Below are 7,757 nucleotides of genomic sequence, written 5' to 3'. Positions count from 1 at the left end.
TATACTTATGATTTTAAATAAATTAGGTGCTAGATTTGCAAGAGCAGGGGAATTTAGCAAAAGAGCTTGCTTAAACAATAAAATGAGTTTAGAAAAAGCACTTTTAATAAATGAATTAATTGCTGCAAAGAGTGAAAATGCAAGAAAAATAATATCTAAGAATATAGATGGAGCTTTTAAAGAATTAATCACTAGCACTCAAGATGGGTTAATTAAAACTTTAGCTTATTTAGAAACTGCAATTGATTATGCTGATGATGATTTGCCTGAAGATATTTTAGAAAATGCTAAAACAAAACTACTTAATAATGCTAAAGAATTAGAAACAATTGCAATTAGAAGCGAGAAAAAAAGAGGCTTAATAGAAGGATTTAACCTAGCAATTATTGGAAAACCAAATGTAGGTAAAAGCTCTTTATTAAATGCTTTATTATCATTTAATAGAGCAATAGTTAGTGATATTGCAGGAACTACAAGAGATAGTATTGAAGAGTATTTAAACTATCACGGACATTTAATAAAATTAGTTGATACTGCAGGAATTAGACAAAGTGATGATTTGATAGAAGAATTAGGCATTAAAAGAAGCTATGAGGCTATTAATAAGGCTGATATAGTATTGTTTTTAATTGATTCATCAAAAGAATGCTTAGAAGATGAATTAAAACTTTTAGAATACATTAAAAATAGTGGTAAAAAATATTTTATAGTTCAAAATAAAAGCGACTTAGCTCAAGTAAATACTTTAGAAGGTATTAAAATATCAGCATTAAATAATGATATAAAAGCTTTAGAATTTGAATTAAAAAATTATTTAAATTCTCAATTAGACAATGAATTGGTTTTAACAAATACTGATTTAATAAGTGCGTTTTATAGTGCTAGTGAGAATATCTATTTAGCTATAGATAATTTTAATGAGCTTGAAATTTGTGCTTATTATTTAAATGAAAGTTTAAATAAATTATCTCTTTTTGGTAAAAAAACAGGAAGCGATGAATTGTTTGATGCAATGTTTTCTGAGTTTTGCTTGGGTAAGTAAAAATTCATTAAGCTTTTTATGTAAAATTACACTACCCTAGACAACGCGGGTTTAATATATTCGGTCTAACAGATTTTTTTATGTGATTAAGTTTAAGCAACCGTGTTCTGTGATGCAAGTAATTGTGAATTGCAGCCTTTAATGCTTTTCTTCCACTATTTTTTAGGTTACAAGACCTTGAAATTTAACGCTTGTTTGGGGATTTATGTTTAGGGTTTTAAATGGATGATAAAATATTAGAAAAGCTTGAAAAAGAAGATAAACAACTAGCCGATATTGTTGCTAGGTTTATTGCTTTTGTGGCTGATTTTATAATTTGCTATATTCTTATCTTTATTTTAATGATATATTTTATAAACGATGAAGAAATAATTAAAATAAGAACCTTAATAAATAACGAAGATTATATCAATTTAAATATATTATTATTTCGCTATGTAAAAGCATATTTTATTATTAAATTCTTTTATGTTCTTATATTTTTTTATATGTATGGTGCAACTTTTGGCAATATGATTACAAAGACAAAAATTGTAAATTGCGAACATTTTGATACTCCTAATTTTACAGAATCTTTAAATAGGGCTTTAGTGTTTGTATTTTGTGAATTTTTTATAAATGGGGTATTGTTTGTATCTATATTCTTTAATAAGACAAGAAGAAATTTTGCTGATATTGCCAGCAAATCTATGGTGATTAAAGTTGATTAAAAAAATATCTTATTTGATATTGCTTATTGGCTTACTTTATTCAAATCAAATTGAAATTCAATCAGATGAGTTTATAAAAAAAGATAATTATATAATCTCAAATAAAGATATATTGTTGTTTAAAGAAAATTATTTTGCAAGAGCAAATAGTGGTAAATATAATCAAGATACAAAAGAATTAGAATTATTTGGAGATGTATTTTTAATAAACAATAATCAAACTACTATATCAAATTATGCAAAAATTAATTTAGGTAATTCATGTGCAAATTTTGATAATTTTTTTATAAGCGATTCTTTTATTGAAGTATGGTTAAAAAGTAAGAATAGTTCTTATATAAATGGTGATTTTATTGTAAAAAATGCAAGTGTTAGTTCTTGTGATGTTACAAATCCTGAATGGAGTATTGATTTTAAGGAAGGTATTTATAATACTAAAACTCAAGATTTAGTATTAAAAGGTATGGTTTTAAGATTTAAAAATATACCAATTTTTTATATGCCATATTTTGCTATTAATACAGATGATAGTAGAAAAACTGGTTTTTTGGTTCCTAAATTATCAATAAAAAGCAAAGAAGCTATTCATTATGAGCAACCATTTTTTTGGGCAATTAATCATAGAATGGATTTAGAATTAAGACCACAAATTAGAACAAATAGGGGTTATGGAATTTATTCTAATTTTCGTTTTGTTGATAGCCCTTATTCTAAAGGAAATATAGGAGTTGGGTATTTTAAAGAATTTAATAGTTATTTTAATAAAGAAGAATTGAAATTTGGCGAGCATTATGGATTTAATATGCACTATGAAAGAGATAAAATCTTTAATACAAATAACAAAAATCAAGAAGGATTATATTTAGACTTTTTAAGAATTAGTGATATTGATTATTTGAATTTATCTAGTTTTTTAGATAATAATGATGAAGCCATAATAACTTCAAAATTTAATTATTTTTATACAGATAATAAAGATTATTTCGGTTTATATGCTAAATATTATCAAGACACTTCAAGTATTAATCAAGATTATACTTTACAAGAAGTTCCAAATCTACATTATCATAGATTTTATGATACTTTATTTGATAATCATATTAACTATAAAGCAGATTTTTCATATAGCAATTTTTATAGAAGAGAAGGTAGCACATTAAATAGATTTCATTTTTATGTTCCAATTGAGTTTAATAAAAGCTTATTTAATGATTATATTAACTTTGTTTTAAATGAAGAATTTGAATTAGGACTTAACTTTTATAATAATTATAGTAGAAGAGATGATTATAATTTTAATTCTACTCATAGTGCTTTTATATATACTAATTTATTTAAAAAGTATGATTATATATTGCATAATATTAATTTTGGTTTTGGTGCTAGTCTTAGGACTGGTTCAAAAGAAATAGAAAATGAATTTTTCATACCAAATACTTATGATGATTTAACTTTTAATATTGAGTTATCTCAAATAATTTTTAGCGATAATGATAAAAAACTTAAGCATTCCTTAACGCTTAGGACAGAAGATTCTAAGTTTAATATTTTAAGCAATCAGTTTAAGTATTATTTTAATAATAATTTTAATATTAATAATACTACGGAGTATTCGTTTAAAAATTCTAATATTGATAGATTTTTTATAGAAGGAGTATATACAACCCAGCCATTTAAAATAAGTTCTGGATTTTATTATAATAAAATTGATGAGCTTCTTGTGAAAAATAAGCCTTATGATAGATTTTTAACTAGTAAATTTCAATATGAATTTATGCCTTATAATATAATATATTCTCAAGCTTGGTTTAATTTAAATAGTAAGAAATTTGAAAACTATAGTATAGGTTTTACTCATAAAAAAAGATGTATAAATTATTCTTTAGAATTTAAAGAAAGCACAACAGCTAAACTTACTCAAATGGGTGTAAAATCTGTAAGAGATAGGGGGGTTTATTTGAAATTCAATCTTTATCCAATAGGCGGTGTAAGATATAATTTTGCTTTAAGAGGTGATGATACTTATGATTTTTGACAATCCTTTACAAGCTGCTAATAAATTTAGTGAAAAATTATTGCAATATAAAGAATTAGAAGGGCATATAATTATAGGAAATAGTATTAAAAATATTCCTTTTATTGAGACTATTGCAAGTGAACTTAATTTATATTATGATATGCTTTTTAACAAAGGCATATATGCCCCAAATAATGAATGTCAGATAGCAAAAATTAGTGAAACAAGAGATATAGTATGTATTCAAGAATTAATTGAAGCTTTTTCCATAACTCAAGAATATATTTTATCAATGAGTACTGTGCTTTATGATGAATCAATTATGGGTAAAATTGCAAAATATAGAAAGTCTTTACCACTTAGCAATCTTAAAGGTAAGGATATCTTATTGTTAGACCAAGGTTCAAACAGCGGTTTAACTATTAATGTATGTCATAAAAGTTTATTGGGTTTAGGCGTTAGAAGTATAAAATATGCAAGTGCTTTAGTAGCTGCTGATGCTTATAATTATTATAATGATTTATTTGATAAAGTTTATTATTTAGAAAAAATAGAACATTTTATAGATAAAGATTATTACTACAAGCAACCACTTGAAATATCAAGTGAATATGCGTGTGAGATTTTAGAAACGAGCAATTATTATTTGCCATATCAAAAGGAGATAAATGAAAAAAATAATTAAGATTAACGATAAAGAATTAGTATTTGAACTTGATTTAGTTGCCAAACAAGCAAATGCAAGTGTTTTAATGACTTGTGGTAAAACGGTTATGTTAGCAAGTGTTGCTAGAGAAGATGAGTGTGTTAGTGAAGATTTTTTACCATTAACCGTTAGTTATGTAGAAAAAACTTATGCAGCAGGTAAAATTCCAGGCGGTTTTGTGAAAAGAGAAACAAAACCAAGTGATTATGAGACTTTAACTTCAAGAATAATTGATAGAACATTACGCCCATTATTTCCTAAGGGCTATTTACATCCAACTCATATCGTTGTTATGCTTCTTTCGGTTGAAGAAAATGTGGATATTCAGCCACTTGCACTTTATGCAGCAAGTGCGGCTTTATTTTTAAGTGATATTGAAATTGTATATCCAGCAGTTGGGGTTAGGGTTGCTAAGGATGAAAATGGTTTTGTTCTAAATCCTGATTTAAATTCTTTAGAACTTTCAAGTCTTGATTTGTTTGTAAGTGGTCTTAAAGATGAATTATTAATGATAGAAATGAAAGCAAATGAGACTAATAATTCAATGAATGAGATGAGTGAGAGCGAGTTATTACAAGCTTTAGAATTTGCAAAAGGTAGTATTTTAAATATAAGTAATGATTTTTATAATACTTTTAAAGAATATAAAAAATCTTATGAGTTTAACTATAAAGCTGATAGTGAAAATCTAGCAGTATATGAATATTTAGAAAAAAACTATTTAGAAGATATAAAATTTGCAATTAATAAAATGGCTAAAAGCGAAAGAGCAAGTGAGCTTAAAGCTATTGCAAAAAAAGTTGTTTTAGATGAAGAATTTATAAATAATAATTGGAGTGAAGCTGAACTTGATTATGAATTAAATCGTATTAAAAAACACATAGTAAGAAAACAAATCTTAAAAGAAAGAAGAAGAGCTGATGGAAGAGCTTTAGATGAGGTTCGTCCTATTAGTATATTGACTAATATTTTACCAAATGCGCACGGCTCTTGTTTATTTACAAGGGGTCAAACTCAAGCATTAGTGGTTTGTACTTTAGGTAGCGACAATGACGCTCAAGCAATTGAATTATTAAATAATAAATCAACTACCTATGAAAGATTTATGTTTAATTATAATTTTCCTGGTTTTTGTGTAGGCGAAGCAAGTCCTTTAAAAGCACCTTCAAGAAGAGAATTAGGACACGGAAATCTAGCAAAAAGAGCTTTAAGTTCTTCAGTTAGTAAAGATTATGCTCACACTATTAGAATAGTTTCAGAAATATTAGAAAGTAATGGAAGTAGCTCAATGGCTAGTGTTTGTGGTGGCTCATTAGCTCTTCGTGCTGCAGCAGTGCCTAGTAAAAAACTAGTAGCTGGAGTTGCTATGGGACTTATAATTGAAGATAATGAATATGCTGTATTAACTGATATTATGGGCTTAGAAGATCACGATGGGGATATGGATTTTAAAGTAGCAGGTAGTGTTGATGGAATAACTGCTATGCAAATGGATATAAAATTAGGTGGGGTTAGCACTGAAATATTAACCCAAGCTTTAGAAGCTGCTAGAAAAGGAAGAATTCATATTCTTAATTTAATGGAAGAAGCAAATTCTAAGATTGTTATTAATGAAGAAATTTTACCTAAATTAGAAATATTTAGCGTAAGTGCTAATGATATTCCAGAAATTATTGGTCAAGGTGGTAAAACTATTAAAGAAATCATAGATAAATTTGGTGTTAGCATAGATTTAGATAGAGATAAAAATGAAGTAAAAATTAGTGGAAAATTAGTAAAAGAAGCTAAAGAATATATATTAAATGAAGTGTTAAAACCAAAATCTAAAGGCAAAAAACAAGCTCCTAAAGTAGAATTTGAAATAGGAACTAGATTTAGTGGCGTTGTTAAAAAAGTAGCTAATTTTGGAGTATTTGTAACCTTACAAGACGGCATTGATGGATTATTACATTCTAATAAAATCAAGGGTAAAAGCTTTAATGAGGGCGAAACGCTAGAAGTAATAGTTAGTGAAATTAAAGATGGAAAAGTAGGACTTAGTTTAGCAGATGAATGATTTATTTGATGGGATATTATTAGGACTTGGAGTTTGCGTTCCTTTTGGTCCTGTTAATATTCTAATTTTAAGTTATGCACTAAAATCTTTTAAGAATGCTTTTTCTTTAGGTTTTGGTGCTTTTGTTGCTGATTTGCTTTATTTATCATTATTAAGCTTTAGCGTTTTAGAATTTATTAAAAACGATTTATTTTTAAATATTTTAAGTATTTTTGGCTTTATATTTTTAAGTTATTTAGCATTTTTAATGCTAAAGCCAGTAAAAGATATAAATCTTCATAAGAATTTAGAAAATACAAATATATTTAGTAATTTTATTAAAGGATTTTTACTAAATCTAGCAAATCCTTATGTAATCACATTTTGGCTTAGCGTTGCAACTATGCTAAGCACTAAACAAAATCCTATATATTTATTTTTAGGACTTAGCGTTAGCATACTTATTTGGATATTTTCGCTGTCGTTTTTTGTATATAAATATACAAATTTATTTAGTATAAAAGTGCTAAAGATTATTAATATAATTTCTGCTTTTATTTTAGAATATTTTGCAATTATGCTTGTTTTAAGGAGATTTTATGACTTTTAAGGAATGTTTGGATAATAGATTTTCTTGTAGAGATTTTATTGACTATGAATTAAGTAAAGATGAATTAATTAATATAGTAGAACTTGCAAAATTAAGCCCTAGTGCAACAAATATGCAACCAGCAAAACTAAGCTTTTTTAGTGGTAAAAGCCTTGCTAAATTAAGTGATGATTTATTAAATGCTGTAAAAAATAATTTAAAAAGTCAAGATATAAAATTATATCCTGATATTTGGTTTGAACCTTATAAGAGCAGAAGATTTCAGACAGGAATTAGGCTTTATGAAGCACTTAATATAAAGCGAGATGAGAAAGAAAAAAGGCTAGAGCAATGGCATAAGAATTTTAAATTCTTTAATGCTAAAAATCTAGCAATTTTACATATTGATAATGGTTTAAACGAAGGTTCTTTGTTAGATTGCGGTATTTTTCTAGCTAATTTTTTGAATGCGGCTACATATTTAGGATTTAGCACTTGTGTTTTAGGTAGTATTACTGAATATTGCGATACTATTAGAGAAAATGGGGTTGAAGGCAAAATTATATGTGGCATTGCAATAGGTAAAAAAAGTAGCGACAATGTAAATAATTTTAAAACTACAAGAGCAAGTAACGAAGAAATAATTAAATTTATTTAA

At 26.2% G+C, this 7,757-nt stretch carries 7 protein-coding genes; all 7 read left to right on the top strand.

Annotation, left to right across the window (positions count from 1 at the left end; all coding sequences use genetic code 11):
* A partial coding sequence (gene mnmE, locus AVBRAN12640_RS01385; protein ID WP_336612945.1) for a tRNA uridine-5-carboxymethylaminomethyl(34) synthesis GTPase MnmE occupies window positions 1-1,042 on the top strand: 1,042 nt, incomplete at its 5' end.
* A 221-nt stretch (window positions 1,043-1,263) separates the two neighbouring features.
* Window positions 1,264-1,752, top strand: a complete 489-nt coding sequence (locus AVBRAN12640_RS01380; RefSeq protein WP_214116509.1) for an RDD family protein — start codon at window positions 1,264-1,266, stop codon at window positions 1,750-1,752.
* On the top strand, window positions 1,745-3,787 hold the full coding sequence (locus tag AVBRAN12640_RS01375) for an LPS-assembly protein LptD (RefSeq protein WP_336608498.1): 2,043 nt from the start codon (window positions 1,745-1,747) through the stop codon (window positions 3,785-3,787). The genes AVBRAN12640_RS01380 and AVBRAN12640_RS01375 overlap by 8 nt, the downstream gene beginning before the upstream one ends.
* Window positions 3,777-4,454, top strand: coding sequence for a sodium:proton antiporter (locus AVBRAN12640_RS01370; protein ID WP_214116520.1), 678 nt, complete (start codon window positions 3,777-3,779; stop codon window positions 4,452-4,454). The genes AVBRAN12640_RS01375 and AVBRAN12640_RS01370 overlap by 11 nt, the downstream gene beginning before the upstream one ends.
* The gene (locus AVBRAN12640_RS01365; protein ID WP_214120586.1) at window positions 4,438-6,531 is read left to right on the top strand and encodes a polyribonucleotide nucleotidyltransferase; all 2,094 of its coding nucleotides are present in this window, start codon (window positions 4,438-4,440) and stop codon (window positions 6,529-6,531) included. The genes AVBRAN12640_RS01370 and AVBRAN12640_RS01365 overlap by 17 nt, the downstream gene beginning before the upstream one ends.
* The gene (locus tag AVBRAN12640_RS01360) at window positions 6,524-7,120 is read left to right on the top strand and encodes a LysE family transporter (protein WP_336608497.1); all 597 of its coding nucleotides are present in this window, start codon (window positions 6,524-6,526) and stop codon (window positions 7,118-7,120) included. The genes AVBRAN12640_RS01365 and AVBRAN12640_RS01360 overlap by 8 nt, the downstream gene beginning before the upstream one ends.
* Window positions 7,110-7,757, top strand: a complete 648-nt coding sequence (locus tag AVBRAN12640_RS01355) for a nitroreductase family protein (RefSeq protein WP_336606874.1) — start codon at window positions 7,110-7,112, stop codon at window positions 7,755-7,757. The genes AVBRAN12640_RS01360 and AVBRAN12640_RS01355 overlap by 11 nt, the downstream gene beginning before the upstream one ends.

The organism is Campylobacter sp. RM12640, from assembly GCF_020137595.1.
Taxonomy (GTDB): domain Bacteria; phylum Campylobacterota; class Campylobacteria; order Campylobacterales; family Campylobacteraceae; genus Campylobacter_E.
The sequence above is the reverse complement of the archived record's forward strand: the minus strand, read 5'-3'. Positions and strand labels throughout refer to the sequence as shown.